Genomic DNA, 15,001 nt, shown 5'->3' with positions numbered 1-15,001 from the left:
GAGTCGGGCGCGTGGGCGCACATATTCTGGTCGCGGAAGACGACCCCATGCAGGCCGAGCTGATACGGCGGCTGCTGCTTCGGGAGGGTCACACCCCTGTCGTGGTCGCCGACGGGCGGGCCGCGATCGACGAGGCCGCGAGCCGTCGGCCCGACCTGGTCGTCCTGGACCTGATGCTGCCCGGGATCGACGGTCTCGGCGTGTGCCGTGTGCTGCGGCAGAACGGGGACATCCCCGTCCTGATGCTGACCGCCCGCTCCACCGAGGACGACGTACTGCTCGGCCTGGAGACCGGCGCGGACGACTACATGACCAAGCCGTACAGCCCACGGGAGCTCCTGGCCCGCATCCGCACGGTGCTGCGCCGCACCCAGCGCCCCGCGGCCGACTCGCCCGTGCTCCACGTCGGCGGCATCACCGTCGATCCCGAACGGCACGAGGTCACCTGCGACGGCGTCCCCGTGCCCTGCACTCCCGGCGAGTTCGCCATCCTGCACGCCATGACCGAGGCACCCGACCGGGTCTTCTCACGCCGTCAACTGCTGCAGCACACCCGGGGCCACGACCGCGCCTCCACCGAGCGCGCCATCGACGTACACATCATGAACCTGCGCAAGAAGATCGAGGACGACCCGCGCAGACCCGTCCGGCTGCTGACCGTCTTCGGTGTGGGCTACAAGCTCAGCGGGCAGCAGCCGTGACACCCGGCCCCCGCATACCCTGGCGCAAGAGCCTGCTGGTACGGCTGCTTCTCACCTCCATCGCCATCGCCATGGTTTCCGTGGGCGCCACCGCGTGGCTGGCCGTGCAGACCACCAAGCGAGCCATCCAGGAAGAGCGCGGTCAGGTGCTCTCCGACGACACCGACATCCTGCGGCAGCTCAGCGGCTTCGCCGCGACCCATGCCGACTGGGACGGCGTGCAGCCCTCGGTACGCGACCTCTCGCGCACCATGGGACGGCGCATCGCCCTGACGACGGAGGCCGGAGACGTCATCGCCGACTCCGCCGCCCGCGGCACCGCCCTGCCCGCCCGCGCCTCGGCCACCATCGACCCGCTGAACACCGACACCTACACGGAACCGGGCGCCCAACTCGCCGGGATCGACCCGCGGGCGGCGGGGCCGTACCGGCTCCCGGCGGCAGAACGGGCACGGGTGAAAGTGCTCGCCGAGAAGCGTCTGGCGTGCGTGCGCACCCACCTGGGCGACGGCAGCCTCCAGCAGCTTCCCAGCGGCCGCACCATGGTCATCGTCGAGGGCGGAGCGGCATACGTGCCCCCGAAGTGCGCGGACGGAGCGCTCAACACCCCGACCCGCACCGAGAAGGAAGCCCTGGACGAACTCATCGCTCTGACCGTTCCCTGTCTGACCCTCGACGGCGAGAAGAAACGGGCCGCCAACCCACTGGCCGGGATGGGAATCGATGTCACCCCTGGCTTCACCGCCGCGGCCCAGGACTCCGGACGCCGGCAAGGCGGCAGTCGGCAGACGCAGAGTTGTGTCGAGGACGCGCGCCGCACCCAACTCGACCCGTACGTCGCCCCCAGAGCGAGCCTGTATCTGGGCGCCCTCGGCCGACAGCCCGTGGGCTTCGACCTCTCCCCCGCCAACAAGGCCAAGATCGTCGGCGTTGCGGGGCTGGTTCTCGTGACCACCGTCGCCATGACCACGGTGGTCGCGGTCCGCCTCGTCCGTCCCCTGCAGGCCCTGACGGCCGCGGCCCGGCAGCCGCCGCAGCGGCACACCCGCGTCGCGGTCACCACCAAGGACGAGACCGGCTACCTGGCGGCCGCCTTCAACGAACTCACCGCGCGCCGCGAACAGATGGAGGCCCAACGCAAGGCCATGGTCAGCGACATCGCCCACGAACTGCGGACCCCGCTGACCAATATCCGCGGGTGGCTGGAGGTCACCCGCGACGGGCTGCTCGAACCTGATCCGGACCTCATCGCCTCCCTGCACGACGAGGCGCTGCTCCTGCAGCACATCGTCGACGATCTGCAGGACCTCGCCGCCGCCGACGCGGGCACCCTGGCACTGCACCGCGAACCCGTACACGCGCACGACCTCGTGAACCGGACGGTGTCGGCCCACCGCACCCGGGCCGAGTCCTCGGGGGTCCGGCTGTGCGCCCGCATCGACTCCGGGATCGTCCTGGACGCCGACCCGGTGAGGATGCGTCAGGTCCTGGGCAACCTGACGTCCAACGCGCTCCGGCACACCCCGGCGGGCGGCACGGTCACCCTCATCGCCCGTCGAGCCGGAGACGTGGCCGTCCTGTCCGTCCGGGACACGGGCAGCGGGATCGCCGCCGAAGACCTCCCGCACGTCTTCGAGCGCTTCTGGCGAGCCGAGAAGTCCCGCAGCCGACGTACCGGCGGCAGCGGCCTGGGCCTGTCCATCGTCCGCCAGTTCGTCGAGGCGCACGGGGGAACGGTCACCGTCGACAGCGAGCCCGGCAAGGGCTGCGTGTTCACGATCAGGCTGCCCCGGGCCCGGCACACCCCGCACATCACCTGAACCGCTGCGCGCGCCGACCAGGGAAGGTGTACGGCGGTCCCCCACCGGCATGGTGCTCACCAGGCCGTGCATCGAGGGCGGCTCGAACTCAGCGGGCTGCACGGTCGTCGGCGGGGCGGGCACGGCCGACATGTGACGGGGATCACTCGGTGAGGAAAACCGGCCGCGAGGGCCCGGCGTCTAGCGGGTGTGAGATCAGTCAGGAAGGTGCCGGGCGAGCTGGACGAGGAGCGTCTCGTCCAGCTGGTGGCCAGCGGTGACCGCGCGGCGTTCGAGGAGCTGTACCGGCGCACCGCGCCGTGGCTGGCGGTGCGGCTGCGCCGTCGCTGTGCCGACGAGCACATCGTCGCCGAGGTCATGCAGGAGACGTATCTCGCGGTGTGGCGCGCGGCCGGCGCGTTCGCGGGGGCCGCGGTGGGCGGGACGGCCGTCGGATGGCTGTGGACGATCGCGGCCCGCCGCCTCGTCGACGCCTTCCGGCGCAGGGCCCACCATGCCGAGCCGCCGGCGGCCGCCGCTCTCGCCGACGCGGCGCCCGCCGCCGAGGAGGAGGCGCTCGCGGTGACCGTCGGCGGGGACGTCGGTGACGCGCTGCGGCGCCTGGCACCTGAACTCAGGCAGGTATTGCAGGCCATGGTCCTCGACGGGCTGTCCGTCCGGGAGACCGCGCTCCTGCTCGGGCTGCCCGAGGGCACGGTCAAGACCCGTGCCCGCAGGGCACGGATCGCGATGCGGAAGGCGCTGACATGAGAGTGGAGCACGCGTCGATGCGGATCATCGACGGTTACGCGCGCGGCGGCACGGACCTCGCCGCCGACGAGGTGTGGGCCGTGGAGGCCCATCTTGAGGCATGCCGGTTCTGCCGTGACCGACTGGCGGCGGCCGCCTCTGTGCAGGCGCCGGCCGTGACGGCGCTGGTGGGCGCCGTGTGGTCCGAGCTCGAACCCCGGCTGGCCGCCTCCGCCCCGGTGCCGCACCGACGGCACCGGTCGGCGCGGCTGTCGAGCGGGCTGACGCCCACGATGGTGCCGTGGCTGGCCATGGCCGTGAGCGTGACCCTGCTCGCGCTGCTTCTCGACCTGGTCGGCACGGGCTTCGGCGAGGTGTCGCTGGTGCTGCTGCTCGCCCCGGTCCTGCCGGTGCTCGGCGTCGCGGCGTCGTGGTCGCGCGGCCTGGACCCGGCGTACGAGCTGACGGCGTCGGTGCCCAGGGCCGGGCTCCACCTGGTGCTACGACGCACGGCGTCCGTGCTCGCCGTGATCGTCCCCGCTCTGTTCGTCGCCGGCTGGGTGACGGGGGTGACGGCCGCCCAGTGGCTGCTGCCCTGTCTGGCCTTCACCTCGACGACCCTGGCCCTCGGCGGTGTCGTCGGTGTGACCCGCGCCGCCGTCGCCCTGGCCGCCGTGTGGGCCGCCGTGGTCGTGGTGCCGACCCTGGCCACCAGCCGCACGTCCTTCGCCCTGCAGACGGGCGGCCTGCCCGTCTGGGGACTGATCCTCACCCTCGGCATCGGTGTCGTGATCGCCCGCAGAGGCGCGTACTCCGTGCTGGGAGCCCATCGTTGACCATCGGAAAGGACCCTCACATGATGCCCGCGGTGAGCGCGGCCGACCTCGCACCGACGACCTACGCCTGGCAGATCCGGGCCACCGGGCTGAAGGTCAGGGTCGGCAGGAAACGGATGGCCGTCGACGGGCTCGACCTGTCGTTGGGCACCGGTGTGCACGGCCTCCTCGGCCCCAACGGGGCGGGCAAGACCACCCTCATCCGCGCGCTGGCCACCGTGCTGCGCCCCACCGAGGGCAGCCTGGAGCTGCTCGGCGAGTCCGTCGACGGCAGGGGCGAACACCGTGCGCTGCGCCGTCGGATCGGGTATCTGCCGCAGGAGTTCGGCTACTACAAGCGCTTCACCGTGCGCGAGTTCGTCGAGTACATGGCATGGCTGAAGGAGGTGCCCAAGGCGGACATACCGGCGGCGGTGCAGCGTGCCGTGGAGCGGGTGGGCCTGGCGGACCGCGCCGATTCACGGATGAAGACACTGTCGGGCGGCATGGTGCGGCGGGTGGGCATCGCTCAGTCCATCGTCAACGATCCGCCGATCCTGCTGCTCGACGAACCGACGGTCGGCCTGGACCCGGCGCAGCGGTTGCGCTTTCGCGAGCTGCTGCAGGAGTTGGGTACGGACACCTGCGTGGTCGTCTCGACCCACCTGGTCGAAGACGTCGCCGCCGCCTGCACCGACGTGATCCTCTTCGCCGAGGGCCGGCTGGTCTTCCAGGGCCCGCCGGACGAACTGGCCTCGGTGGGCGGCCCGGAGCACGAGGGTGACAGCCCGCTGGAGCGCGGCTACACGGCCATGCTTCTCAACCCCGGGCAGCAAAGGGGTACTTGGTGAACCTTCGTGTCCTGCGCATCGAGCTGAGGCGCTCCGTCGCCCCGTGGGCCGGCGCCGTGGTCCTGGTGAGCGCGCTGGCGTTCCTGTACGCGGTGAACGGCGCGTGGTGGAACGGCACCGCGGCGTGGACGGCCCAGTGGACGTCCCTGGCCCTGTGGACCCGCGGCCTGCTGTTCTACCTGTGGCCGCTCGCCGTGGGGTTGGGGGCGCTGCAGGGCCTGCGCGACCACCGCTCCAAGATGTCCGAACTGCTGACGAGCACACCGAGGCCCGGCCGGCACCGCGCTGCCACGCAGGCGGGCGCGACGGCCATCACGCTGGCCTCGTCCTTCGCTCTCCTCGTCCTCGTGGGCGGGGTCCAGGTGCTCGCCGACACCGAGTACACCCACCTCGGGTGGCTGCCCATCTCGTCGGTGGGGGCACTCTTCCTCGTCGCGGGTGCGCTGCTGGGCATGGGGGCCGGGCGGGCCGTGCCGTCCGTGCTCACCCCGCCCGCGCTCACCATGGTCGCCTTCGTCTTCACGGCCCTCATGCACATGTCGCTGGGCCGGACGGAGACGACCACGGCTGCGGGGATCACGAGCACGGAGCCCAACCGGGTCTCCCTGCTGTCGCCGACGGTGGAGGTGCGCGACGCACTCGTCACCCTCTCCGCCTCCGTACACGTCGGGCAGACCATCTGGCTGCTCGGGATGGCCGCGACCGGCTTCGCGCTGCTGGTCGCCGCGACCGCGAGGGCCCGGCTGCTGGCCCTGGCCCCCGTCCTGGCGGGCGCGACGCTCGCCCTGCTCGTCCTCCCCTCCGACCCGCGCCGCATCCATGTCGTCGACAAGGCCGCCGCGGAACTGGTGTGCGACGGCCCCGTGTGCGTGGCCAGGACGCATCAGGCGCGACTCGCCGACCTGGCGGAACCCGGCAAGGAGGCGCTGCGCCTGCTGCACCGTGCCCTGGGCGGCCAGGCGCCGGTCTCGGTCCGGGAGAACACCGCCGTACTGCCGGAGGGCTCCACACCGCGGTGGTCCCGCGACACCGTGCTCTTCGAGTTCGACGACGACATCATCGCCGCCGCGAAGGGCGAGGAACTGACCTGGGCTCTGGTCGCCAAAGGCATGGTGCCGGGGTGCGCCCCCGTCGGCTGGAGCAGCTTCGGGGGAGACGAGTTCGCGCAGACCGTCGCGGTGGGCTGGGTCCTCGGGGACCTCAGGTCCCTACCCGGCACAGAGGCCGCGGGTTTGCGCCGCCAGGTCGACGCCGAGACCCGCCCGGTGTGGAAGGAACTCGAAGCCCTGCCGCGGGCCGAACAGCTCTCGCGGATCAACGCGATGCGCACCGCGGCGCTCTCCTGCGAGGGCGACGCGTTCGACGCGTTGAAGGGCGGTGCGTCCCGGTGAGATGGCTGACGCTGTACGCGCGCTCGCGGCAGGTGCCGGCGTCGCTCGCCGCGGTCGTGATCAGCACGGTCGCGGTGTGGGCACTCGCCCGGGGCGCCGGCGAGGGGCCTGGGGATCCGCGGTGGCCCGTGCTCGTCCTCGCCGCGGGGGCGATGGCGGCCTCGATAGGGCTCAGCGGGCAGGACCTCGCGCTGGACCGGACGGCCGCGATCCGCTGGGTGCCCCGCAGGGCGGCGCACGTCCTGCTCGCCGGCACGGTCGTCGGCACGGTGCTGCTGGCCGTGCAGTCCATGGGCACGGGCATGACCACCACCGCGTTCGTCGTGCGGGACAGTGCGGGCCTGATGGGTCTGGTCGCGTTGGGCGCGGCGCTCTGGGGCGGCCAGTACGCATGGACGCTGCCGTTCACCTGGCTCTCCTTCTCGTTCTTCGCCCCACCCGCCACGAGTACGCCGATGCAGGTGGCGACCTGGATGCTGCTGCCACCCGGCACGGCAGCCGGCACCTGGACGGCCCTGGCCCTCACGGTCGTCGGCACCACGGCCTACGCCCTCGCGGGACCGAGACGGTAGCCGGTCCGGGCCCCGGATCGGGACGGACGACATCGGACCAGAGGCATTCCGGGTTGCGGTCCACCGGTGGGGCCCGCCGCGGCCGAGTTGCAGGGACTGGCCCTCCTGTACGGCGACCGGGACTTCGAGTGCATCGCCGCCGTCACCGGCCAGGCCCTCCAGCGGTACGGCCCGGCAGTCGGCACATGACCTCCCGTCGGCGCGCACGTGGGGTGGACGGGCGACGTCCCCCTGCCACGCCGGTCCGTACGACACACGGCAGCAGGCCCGCGCGAGCGCGGGCCTGCTGGTGGTTCGGCGGGCCGGGAGCCGTCGGCCCGGTCAGCGGTCGATCCAGTAGTGGGTGATCGTGCCGGCGCCGCAGGTGGCGTACTGGTAGCGGGCGTCGGTCTCCCAGCCGCTGTAGTAGTGCTTGCCGTCCGTGCACTTCACCCCGACGCGCCAGGCCGAGCCGGCCGAGCACCATCCGCGCGCCGTCTTGCTGCTGATCTTCGTCGTCGAGCACGCCAGGGCGCCCGCTCCGTCGCTCGGTGCGGCGTTCGCCGTGCCGGCGAGGCCGGCTCCGGCGAGCGCTCCGGACAAAGCGACCGCGGTGAGTGCCGCAGCAATGCGCATGTCAGTCCCCTTCTGTACGCCTGCAGATCACCGTCATCCTCCTCACCCCGACCTCGCACCGTCTTGAAGAAATACGCGGGCGGCGCCCTCTGGCCGGTTTCGCGTGCCCCTCCCCCCTCGTGCCGTCAGACCAGCACACTGCTCACCTGACCACTCACCCGGTCCGCGGCGGGCGGCCCTTCACCGCTCTTCCCCCGTGCGGCGGTCAGTTGCGAACCGGTGAGACCGGTCATGGCGCGGATCTCCCGGGTCAGGTGGGACTGGTCGGAGAAGCCGCAAGCCATGGCGGTCCGCGGCATGTCCCGACCGGCCTCAAGCATCTTCAGGGCCCTGCGCAGACGCATGATCCGTGCCGATGTCTTCGCCGTCGCACCGATCTGCTCGCGAAACCGGTGCTCGAACTGCCGCCAGCTCCACCCGGTGCGCTCGGCGAGACGACGGATCGGGACGTCACCGGACGTGCGGCACAGCTCCCGCCATGCCCAGACCACCCGGGCCGAGCACGCCGGCCCACCGGCCCCCCACCGTATGAGCGTCTCGTCCAGGAACGCGAAGCGCTCCTCCCAGCACCGCATCGCGGCGAGGGCGTCGTTCGCCGCGGTCATGCGCTCGCCGGTGAGCAGGCACGGGTCGACGACCTGCTCGGCCCATTCGTGCATGGCGACACCGAGGAGGTTGAAGGCCGCCCACGGCTCCAGCACGACCTCGATGCCGCTGAGGTGGCCGTCATGACGGCCGATCGTCGCCCATGGCCGCACTGCCGAGACCAGCGAGGAGTACCCGGTGGCCGCCGAGGACGGTCCCGCGGTGGCGGCGCCGCCACCGCGGGACAGTTCGGTGAGAAGCAGGCGTCCCTCAAAGCTGAAGAGGAGCGTGACGGTCCCGGTCGGCAGCTCCAGACGGCTCCGCGGCCGTCCCAGTCGCATGTGATACCCGCGGTAGCTCAGCACCCCGGGCCGCAGCCGGGCGTCGGGCGGCCTCCAGGCCAGTTCCCAGCCTTCTCCCCCACTGATACGGCACGGTACGTAGGCCTCCATGCCCCCACGGTCCAGTCGGCGAGCACGGCTGTCTGCGGTGAGACCGGACATTCGGCACATGAGTCGGAGCGCGCCGAGCCGCGTCGGCCCGGTGCGCGAGTCGGTCCACCTCAGCCGGCGAGGCGGCACTCGCCGACCCGATGCGTACGGGCGCGCCGGTCAGCGGACGACGGACGCCGGACCACGGGTGAGCGGACGCCGCACGCCCGAGGAGGCCATGAGGTCACCGGGCACCCCTGCCTCCGGCCTCCGGCCTCCTCCACCGTGCGCGATCGCCGCCCGCATCGTTCACACATCGAAATGGCGAACCCTGTTCCTCCCCACCCGCGCCAGCCTCGCCCAGGCATGCGGGCTTATGGAAAAAACCTGCATCCTTTCTCGCGACACCCGAGGAAGACCATGTGAACTCACTCGCCGGAAGTGAGCGGTTCGAAGGGACAACAGTCATGAACTCTCGGCTCCCCCTGGTCGCAACGGCCTCCCTCGGCGTGTTCGCGCTCGCATTGAGCGGCGCCGGCGCCGCGGCCGCTGCCGACGACGACCAGGCCATGGTCTCCGTATTCCACGCAGTCCCCGGCCTCACGGTCGATGTGTACGCCAACGGTGACGAACTGCTTCCCGATTTCAAGCCAGGCACACTGACCGAGCCCCAGGCCCTGCCCGCCGGCTCGTACGACCTCAAGGTCTTCGAAGCGGGGGCGGATCCGAAGGGTGAGCCTGCCATCGAGAAGACGGTCGAGGTCCCCGCGGGGAGCAACGCGACCGTCGTGGCCCACCTGAACGCCGACGGCCAGCCGCAGCTGGACGCCTTCGTCAACGACACCGCGAAGGTGGCGGCCGGCAAGGCCCGACTCACCGTTCGTCATGTCGCGGCCGCACCGGCCGTCGATGTCAGGGCGGGCGGCCAGCCGGTGTTCACGGGGCTGGAGAACCCCAAGGAGGACACCGCCGAAGTGAACGCCGGCGCTCTCTCGGCGGATGTCGTGCTGGCCGGCACCGACGAGGTGGTCATCGGGCCCGCCGACCTCGAACTCGCCGAAGGGAGCAGCAACATCGTCTACGCCTGGGGCAGCGCTCAGGACAAGAACCTCGCCCTGAAGGTGCAGACGCTGACCGGTGACTCGGCGCCCTCGGGCGCGAGCGCCGGAACGACCAACAACAGCGACAACTGGACGGTCTACACAGCAGGAGGCGGCCTTCTCGCCCTCACCGGCGCGCTCACCGCTCGCCGCGCGGTGACCCGCAGCCGTGTCTGACACCGGACCGGCCCCGCGGTTCCGGAGGCCGCACAGTGGTGACAGCGCCGCTGGCGGCCTCCGTGACCGCGGGGCCGGTGCTCGTGCCACCCGGCGGGAGCCGCTCGTCCGCCGCGGACTTCGGCCGACGGTCATCCGCCCCGCGCCGTCGCCCACCGGCGAGCCGCCGCTCGACGAGGACACACCCCGCCTGCTGAGCGCGGCCCGGTGCGGATCCGGCGCCCGCAGCGCCTCGTAACCCCTCGTTCCCGCTGGTGGCAGGCGTCAGGGACTGAGTGCGGTACGCAGCGTGGTGGCCATCAGCTGGAGGGCCTCCTTCGCCTGCGCCACCGGGCCGGTGTGCGTGAAGTAGTGGTCGACGCCCTCGAAGACACGGTGGGTGACCGGTACGCCCGCGGCATCCAGCGCCTTGGCGTAGGCGTCGCCCTCGTCCCGCAGGCGGTCGTTCTCCGCGGTGATGACCAGGGCGGGCGGCAGTCCGGCGAGGTCGTCGGCCAGCGCGGGCGAGACGAGGGGATGCGCGCGGTCGGCCGGGTCCGGGACGTAGGCAGCGGTGAAGATCCGCATGAGCTGTGGGGTGAGCAGCGGCTTGGCGATGAGGGACTGCTTGGTGGCCGGGTCGGCGAGTTGGTCCAGCGGCGCGGAGTCGATGATCTGGAGCCGGGGCGCGAAGGTGCCCCGGTCCCGGGCCAGGCGGCAGACCGCCGCGGTCAGGTTGGCCCCGGCGCTGTGCCCGCCCACGGCGAGTCGCGTACCGTCCCAGCCGCCCGCCGGGCCGTTCGCGGCGGCCCATGCCGTGACGTCGTAGGCCTGGGTGACCGGCACGGGGAACTGCCGTTGCGGGGCGACGGCATAGTCGACGTTGATCACCACGCAGCCGGCCGTGGCCGCTATGTAGCGGCAGATGTGGTCGTCCTGTTCCGGGCGAGCGACCACGAAGCCTCCACCGTGGAAGTTGACGTACACGGGAGCGGCGGTTCCACTCTGGGCCGGCGGGTGGAAGACGGTGCAGGTCACGGGTCCTGCGCCGGTCTCCACGCGGAGGACTTCGGTGCGCGTCGGGATGTCGGTGAAGCGCAGGTCCTTGTGTACGCGGGACATCATGCGGCCGAGCAGGAGCTGGACCCCTCTGGCCCGGAACGCAGGGCTGAACGGCATGACGGAACCCCAATCGCTACAACATTAAAGTATCAGGATTCCTGATGATGACTGCTCCTCTCGCACAGCGCAATGAGGAGGACATGAACTCATCGCCGCATGCGGGGAGACCCCCTCCGGGGCGCGGGGGGAAGTGGGCACCGGTCGGCGGCGGGAACGGGTCAGGTCCACCCAGGCGGATCCGCAGCGCCCCCGTGGGGGCTGCGCGTCAGTACGCGCCCACGATCGAATCCGGCGTCATCGCCGCGCGGAGGCGCGCCCTTGCGTGCGATGGTCGTAGTACGCCCATGCGGTCACCGCCACCACGGCGGTGAGCCCGACCGCAAGGACTCGCGCGACGCCGCTGGTCGACAAGGCGACGAGACCGGTGAGCCCCGCTCCGCCCAGCATGATCACGCGGCTGACGAAGCGGTGTTCCGGCGGCTGGGGATCCTCCCGGTCCTTGAGGTCGTGCAGCGCGTCATGGGCCGGATGTGCGGAACCACGCCGGGCGCGAGTCCGGTAGGCCAGCGCGTAGCTCAACAGTGCATACAGCGCGAGACTGCCCAGGGCCCAGAGCCAGACGTACGGATCTTCATCGCTCGACGCTCGTGCCAGGTTCACGGCCATTCTCCTCCAGGAACGTGCTGCACCGGTGAACGGGAGTCAACTGCTGCTGGAGTCAGGCCGGTTGGTGTCGGCATCTGCGGGACGAAAGCACGCCGTGACCGTCTTCCCGTGCCGCTGGCATCGGACCCCCCACTCATCGGCGAGCTTCTGCACGATGCCCACTCCGCGGCCGGAGACCGCCCCCGGCTCGGGTTCGCGCCGACGCGGCAGCGTCGGGTCCTCGTCGTGGACGCTCACGCGCAGGCAGTCGCCGTCCCAGGTGAGGACGAGATAGGCGTCGCTGTGCGCGTGGACGTGCGCGTTGGTGATCAGCTCGGACACCGCCAGCACGATGGAGTCCACCGTGTTCGGCTCGGAAGCGGCCCATGGCAGGGACTCCACCCGCGCTCGTGTCCACTGCCGCCCCGCGCGCACTCCCTGGGACATGGGGAAAGAGTGCGCCCACCCCATCGCCTTCACCGTCACGGCCCCGACCACCTCTTCTGCGTCCACACACGAACCGGTGCACGCTCCGAGTACCCGGGGCCGGCCTCAACAGACATGCACACGACGGACTTCACGCTCGTGACCGCCGCGGACGGGTGTCTCGACGAACTCGACGAACTCGACGAACAACGTGACCCGGCCCGCGCCGCGGTTTCGGGTGACACGGTCCGGCATGCCCCGGACGGACCCGCCGTCCGGGGCGCGCCGCGGCTACGGCGTCGTCGGTACCGCATGCCGCCACCAAGCGGCGGAGGCGTCACGCAGGGTGTTGGTGCCGCAGTGCACCTCCCCCATACCGAGGTGGTACGTGTACCAGTCGTCGATGTACAACACCTTCAGCCCAGCCCGCGCATAGGCCGCTGTGACGGCCTGGGTGAAGATGTCCTTGCCACCGATGACAGGTCCCCACTGGCGCGGAGCGAGGTAACGGTCGCGGCCGAGGAGGATGCCGTTGACCGCGCCGGGCACGTACGCGCTCGTCGCGACGCTCGCCCGCGCGCCCGCGGCCGGAGCGTTCGCCTGGCCGGCCACCCACCGCTGTTGGCCGTTCTCCTTCAGCGCATCCGGCACAGGCGCGGTGCCACCCATGCGTGTCAGCCGCGGGACAGGGACGTTCTGCCCATCTTGTGTGCGGGCCATCGAGCCGCGTGTGTAGAGGGCCGGCACCCGTACGATCTCGTCGTCCGAGACGCCGGTCTCACGCTTGAGGATCTGAAGGTTGGCCGCGATCCGCTCGGCCGCCAGGGTGTTGTCGGCCACCAGGTGCCGGGAGGCGAGAGCCTGGTCGATGGTCTCCTCAAGCGGCGGGGAGCCTCCCAGGCCCGGCACGGAGAACATCCTGGTGCTGCCATGACCCGCACGTTGGGCATCGCGCAGCAGCCGCAGCCCGGCTTCGGGGTCGGCCACGCCGATCCGCCAGCCGCGCGGGGTGTCGGCAGGCAGGAACTGCACGAACTCATCGACATGCCCGACCTCCAGCCAGGAGGTGTCCAGCAGGAGCGGGTCCTGCAGTCCCTGGGACTTCAGCAGCGTACGCATCGCCGGTGAGGGCCGCTGCCCGGTGTCCTTGCGCCACCCCATGATGATCCGTCCGGCAGGAAACGAACGGTCGCCCAAGGCGTAGGGCGGGATGGTCTCCAGGTTCCCCATGGAGTTCAGCGACCAGTCCGCCGGAGCCGACCTGTCGAAGGCCTGCACGACCCCGATGTCGCGTCCTCGCACCTTCTCGAACAGCTCCCGGCCGGCCTCACGGCCCGGCTGCGCGGAGCGCAGCATCACCCGCATCACATGCCGGCGCCCGCCCGCTGCCGCCATGCTCACATAGGCCGGCTCGACGAAGTCCTGCGCCCAGGAATCCCCGTACTTGTCGAACGTGATCAGCGGCCGGGTGATGCCGGCCTTCTCCACCTCGCGCTTCAGATCGGTGACGAACTTGCCCTGCAGCCCGCTCCAGTCCTGATCACGGTCCAGTTTGGTCACCATCACCTGCTGGGCCTGCTGCACGTGATGGTGGGTCAGAAGCGGTGCCACGCGCAGGGTGACCGCGTCGGACGTGGTCTGCCCGCCCCACGCCACGGTCAGGCGGACGACCGCTCTGCCGTCCCACGTACGGCTGTCCCGGATCACGTCGGTGGCCTCGACCCCGAACTCCACGCCCGAGCGCAACTCGGCGGCCGACAATCTCGTCTGCGGGGTGACCATGACCCAGTCGCCCGCCCGCTTGAGGTAGACACGGGTGGACGCGGCTCCCGTCGTGACTTTGACGCTGCCCTTGGCGTCCGAGGGCAGATCCCGCATCGGTACCGACCGGACCCGGGCGAGATCGGCGGCGTCGGCAGCACCGTTGACCCGCGAGTCGGAGGCATCGTTGCACGCGGCCAGCTTCGCGTCCGACAGGGGTCTGCCGCCAGGCCCGGTCACGGGGCAACGCCTGCTGTCGTCGTCGATGTTGGGCAGGAAGACCGCCCCCCGGCCCACCACCCACCTGTCCTCACCTATCGCGTCCGTGCCTCCGGCGATGTCGACCCGCCCGTCACGGTTGACATCAGCGCGCAGATCAGCCCGAGCCGCCGGTCCCGCCGCCCAGGCCGGTGACGGCGGCACGGCAAGGACCGTTCCGACCGCGGCCAGGACCAAGATCACGGGTCCGGCAGGATTCGTACGTATACGTCGGTATGAGCGCACAGCGCGTTCCTCCTCGCATTGGGGGGTGTGCACCATGCAAGAGATGAAGAAGCGGCTGGACGTTCATTCCACCGACACAAGAGACACGGGCAGAGGGGATGCCGGCCGCAGCTCTCCCCTTCTCCTCTCTGCCTGCATGTGCATTGAAGGCACGCAAGCGGGCAAACGGTTCCTCTGACATGGGGAGGATGCATGACCATCACGGAGCGGCCCGCCGAGTCGGAAGGCATGAACACCACTTGCTGCGCACGGCACGACAGCCGGCATGACAAGCCCGGCGCCGAAGCGCCCGAGACGGCACGGGAACGGGTCAACCGACGCTGGAACGAGATTCTGCAGGAGACGCGGGTCACCCAGACCGGCGTGCAGATCCTCTTCGGGTTTCTGCTCAGCGTGGCCTTCACCCCTTTGTTCAGGGAGTTGGAGACGCTGGACCGCGCCATCTACGTCACCACCGTGGTCCTCGGCGCGGCGGCCACCGGATCGCTCATAGCGCCCGTCTCCATTCACCGCTTCCTGTCCGGTCAACGTATGAAGGACGAGGTGGTGGAAACCGCCGGCCGCCTGATGATGTGCGGCATGGTCCTCCTCGCCCTGACCATCGGCTGCACACTCCTGCTGATCCTGCGTTTCGTCGTTCCCGGTGTTCTCGCCGAAGTACTCGTCGGCGGGGTCATGCTGTGGTTCGGCCTGTGCTGGTACGTGCTGCCGCTACGCCTGCGACGCCGTGCCGACCGGCGCGCCCGCACACGCCAGAGCTAGAACACCGGCGTACGG

At 71.1% G+C, this 15,001-nt stretch carries 15 protein-coding genes and 1 pseudogene; 10 read left to right on the top strand and 6 right to left on the bottom strand.

What is annotated here, in order from left to right; all coding sequences use genetic code 11:
* Positions 1-23: 23 nt before the first annotated feature.
* The 8 genes and pseudogenes from ACFYNL_RS35650 to ACFYNL_RS35615 all read left to right on the top strand — a co-directional run.
* Positions 24-701 (top strand): response regulator, encoded by a 678-nt coding sequence (locus tag ACFYNL_RS35650; protein WP_388811700.1) that lies wholly within the window; start codon positions 24-26, stop codon positions 699-701.
* A 71-nt stretch (positions 702-772) separates the two neighbouring features.
* The gene (locus tag ACFYNL_RS35645; RefSeq protein ID WP_388811698.1) at positions 773-2,521 is read left to right on the top strand and encodes a sensor histidine kinase; all 1,749 of its coding nucleotides are present in this window, start codon (positions 773-775) and stop codon (positions 2,519-2,521) included.
* Between the two features lie 246 nt (positions 2,522-2,767).
* Positions 2,768-3,271 carry an RNA polymerase sigma factor gene (locus ACFYNL_RS35640; RefSeq protein WP_388811695.1) on the top strand — a complete coding sequence of 168 codons (504 nt, stop codon included), beginning with the start codon at positions 2,768-2,770 and terminating at the stop codon, positions 3,269-3,271.
* Positions 3,268-4,086 (top strand): zf-HC2 domain-containing protein, encoded by an 819-nt coding sequence (locus ACFYNL_RS35635; protein WP_388811224.1) that lies wholly within the window; start codon positions 3,268-3,270, stop codon positions 4,084-4,086. Before ACFYNL_RS35640 ends, ACFYNL_RS35635 begins: the two co-directional genes overlap by 4 nt.
* 20 nt (positions 4,087-4,106) lie before the next feature.
* Positions 4,107-4,916: an ABC transporter ATP-binding protein gene (locus ACFYNL_RS35630; protein ID WP_388811222.1), complete on the top strand. Its 810-nt coding sequence runs from the start codon at positions 4,107-4,109 to the stop codon at positions 4,914-4,916.
* Complete coding sequence (locus ACFYNL_RS35625; protein ID WP_388811220.1) at positions 4,913-6,307, top strand: hypothetical protein; 1,395 nt, start codon at positions 4,913-4,915, stop codon at positions 6,305-6,307. The genes ACFYNL_RS35630 and ACFYNL_RS35625 overlap by 4 nt, the downstream gene beginning before the upstream one ends.
* A complete protein-coding gene (locus ACFYNL_RS35620) occupies positions 6,304-6,879 on the top strand; it encodes a hypothetical protein (protein ID WP_388811218.1) in 576 nt (191 codons plus the stop codon). Before ACFYNL_RS35625 ends, ACFYNL_RS35620 begins: the two co-directional genes overlap by 4 nt.
* Positions 6,880-6,903: 24 nt before the next feature.
* Positions 6,904-7,068: pseudogene (locus ACFYNL_RS35615) on the top strand (VapC toxin family PIN domain ribonuclease); the annotation flags it as partial.
* A gap of 132 nt (positions 7,069-7,200) precedes the next feature.
* Here the strand turns inward: ACFYNL_RS35615 and ACFYNL_RS35610 are convergent.
* Both ACFYNL_RS35610 and ACFYNL_RS35605 read right to left on the bottom strand, forming a co-directional pair.
* The gene (locus ACFYNL_RS35610; protein ID WP_388811217.1) at positions 7,201-7,494 is read right to left on the bottom strand and encodes a hypothetical protein; all 294 of its coding nucleotides are present in this window, start codon (positions 7,492-7,494) and stop codon (positions 7,201-7,203) included.
* A 125-nt stretch (positions 7,495-7,619) separates the two neighbouring features.
* Positions 7,620-8,531, bottom strand: coding sequence for a helix-turn-helix domain-containing protein (locus ACFYNL_RS35605; protein ID WP_388811214.1), 912 nt, complete (start codon positions 8,529-8,531; stop codon positions 7,620-7,622).
* A gap of 446 nt (positions 8,532-8,977) precedes the next feature.
* Between ACFYNL_RS35605 and ACFYNL_RS35600 the strand changes: the two genes are divergently transcribed.
* The gene (locus ACFYNL_RS35600) at positions 8,978-9,787 is read left to right on the top strand and encodes a DUF4397 domain-containing protein (RefSeq protein ID WP_388811212.1); all 810 of its coding nucleotides are present in this window, start codon (positions 8,978-8,980) and stop codon (positions 9,785-9,787) included.
* Positions 9,788-10,051: 264 nt separating this feature from the next.
* Here ACFYNL_RS35600 and ACFYNL_RS35595 read toward each other — a convergent pair whose 3' ends face one another.
* The 4 genes from ACFYNL_RS35595 to ACFYNL_RS35580 all read right to left on the bottom strand — a co-directional run bounded on the left by ACFYNL_RS35595 (position 10,052) and on the right by ACFYNL_RS35580 (position 14,260).
* Positions 10,052-10,945: an alpha/beta hydrolase gene (locus ACFYNL_RS35595; RefSeq protein ID WP_388811209.1), complete on the bottom strand. Its 894-nt coding sequence runs from the start codon at positions 10,943-10,945 to the stop codon at positions 10,052-10,054.
* A 237-nt stretch (positions 10,946-11,182) separates the two neighbouring features.
* Positions 11,183-11,548, bottom strand: a complete 366-nt coding sequence (locus tag ACFYNL_RS35590) for a hypothetical protein (protein ID WP_388811207.1) — start codon at positions 11,546-11,548, stop codon at positions 11,183-11,185.
* A 42-nt stretch (positions 11,549-11,590) separates the two neighbouring features.
* Positions 11,591-12,019, bottom strand: coding sequence for an ATP-binding protein (locus ACFYNL_RS35585; RefSeq protein WP_388811692.1), 429 nt, complete (start codon positions 12,017-12,019; stop codon positions 11,591-11,593).
* A 231-nt stretch (positions 12,020-12,250) separates the two neighbouring features.
* Positions 12,251-14,260, bottom strand: coding sequence for a protein-arginine deiminase domain-containing protein (locus ACFYNL_RS35580; protein ID WP_388811204.1), 2,010 nt, complete (start codon positions 14,258-14,260; stop codon positions 12,251-12,253).
* Positions 14,261-14,416: 156 nt separating this feature from the next.
* Between ACFYNL_RS35580 and ACFYNL_RS35575 the strand changes: the two genes are divergently transcribed.
* Positions 14,417-14,986: a DUF6328 family protein gene (locus ACFYNL_RS35575; RefSeq protein WP_388811201.1), complete on the top strand. Its 570-nt coding sequence runs from the start codon at positions 14,417-14,419 to the stop codon at positions 14,984-14,986.
* Positions 14,987-15,001: the final 15 nt, after the last annotated feature.

Source organism: Streptomyces sp. NPDC007808, assembly GCF_042868655.1.
Taxonomy (GTDB): domain Bacteria; phylum Actinomycetota; class Actinomycetes; order Streptomycetales; family Streptomycetaceae; genus Streptomyces.
The sequence above is the reverse complement of the archived record's forward strand: the minus strand, read 5'-3'. Positions and strand labels throughout refer to the sequence as shown.

Bases quoted from the DNA above. Each gene is read 5' to 3' on its own strand.
- ACFYNL_RS35645 (WP_388811698.1), top strand. From the start codon at position 773: ATGGTTTCCGTGGGCGCCACCGCGTGGCTGGCCGTGCAGACCACCAAG.
- ACFYNL_RS35635 (WP_388811224.1), top strand. From the start codon at position 3,268: ATGAGAGTGGAGCACGCGTCGATGCGGATCATCGACGGTTACGCGCGC.
- ACFYNL_RS35630 (WP_388811222.1), top strand. From the start codon at position 4,107: ATGATGCCCGCGGTGAGCGCGGCCGACCTCGCACCGACGACCTACGCC.
- ACFYNL_RS35610 (WP_388811217.1), bottom strand. From the start codon at position 7,494: ATGCGCATTGCTGCGGCACTCACCGCGGTCGCTTTGTCCGGAGCGCTC.
- ACFYNL_RS35605 (WP_388811214.1), bottom strand. From the start codon at position 8,531: ATGGAGGCCTACGTACCGTGCCGTATCAGTGGGGGAGAAGGCTGGGAA.
- ACFYNL_RS35600 (WP_388811212.1), top strand. From the start codon at position 8,978: ATGAACTCTCGGCTCCCCCTGGTCGCAACGGCCTCCCTCGGCGTGTTC.
- ACFYNL_RS35595 (WP_388811209.1), bottom strand. From the start codon at position 10,945: ATGCCGTTCAGCCCTGCGTTCCGGGCCAGAGGGGTCCAGCTCCTGCTC.
- ACFYNL_RS35580 (WP_388811204.1), bottom strand. From the start codon at position 14,260: ATGGTGCACACCCCCCAATGCGAGGAGGAACGCGCTGTGCGCTCATAC.
- ACFYNL_RS35575 (WP_388811201.1), top strand. From the start codon at position 14,417: ATGACCATCACGGAGCGGCCCGCCGAGTCGGAAGGCATGAACACCACT.